This is a genomic window from Thermodesulfovibrionales bacterium (assembly GCA_026417875.1).
Classification (GTDB): domain Bacteria; phylum Nitrospirota; class Thermodesulfovibrionia; order Thermodesulfovibrionales; family CALJEL01; genus CALJEL01.
Map to the genome: position 1 here is coordinate 1 of JAOACK010000165.1, position 530 is coordinate 530.

Consider the following 530-nt stretch of genomic DNA (forward strand, 5'->3'; position numbering starts at 1 on the left):
TGTTGGACTGGGAATTTTTTACTCCATTATTTTCACCCGTCCCTTAAAAACAATGAATAGTATTGCATTGGAAATGGCTCGTGGAAAATTCACTATGCGTACAGGAATAAATAGTCAGGATGAAATAGGCCAGTTGGGAAACTCTCTTGATTTATTAGCCTCTGAACTTTTGGATGCTACTGAAAAAGTCAATAAGCTTGAGCAGGTTAGGAGGGATTTTGTTGCAAATGTCTCCCATGAATTCAGAACTCCTCTTACCGTTATGAGAGGTTCCCTTGAAGCACTTTCTGATGGTACCATCGAAGATAAAGAGGATATAAAGCGTTATTACCAGACAATGCTTTCAGAAACCCGCAGTCTTGAGAGACTTGTAAGCGATCTCCTGGAACTTTCGCGCCTTCAGTCAGGGAAAATAACAATTCATAAGGAGCCGGTCCATATACCAAGCCTTATCTCAGATGTGGTCAAGAGCATGCAAACAATTGCAAACAGGAAAGAAATACAGATAGATTGTATAATACCCCATGAGG

General features: G+C 40.4%; 1 protein-coding gene. It reads left to right on the forward strand.

Going from position 1 to position 530, the window contains the following annotated elements; translation table 11 throughout:
* Positions 1–73: 73 nt before the first annotated feature.
* Positions 74–530, forward strand: a 457-nt coding sequence (locus N2257_10865; GenBank protein MCX7794886.1) for a hypothetical protein, incomplete at its 3' end; no start/stop codon positions are given.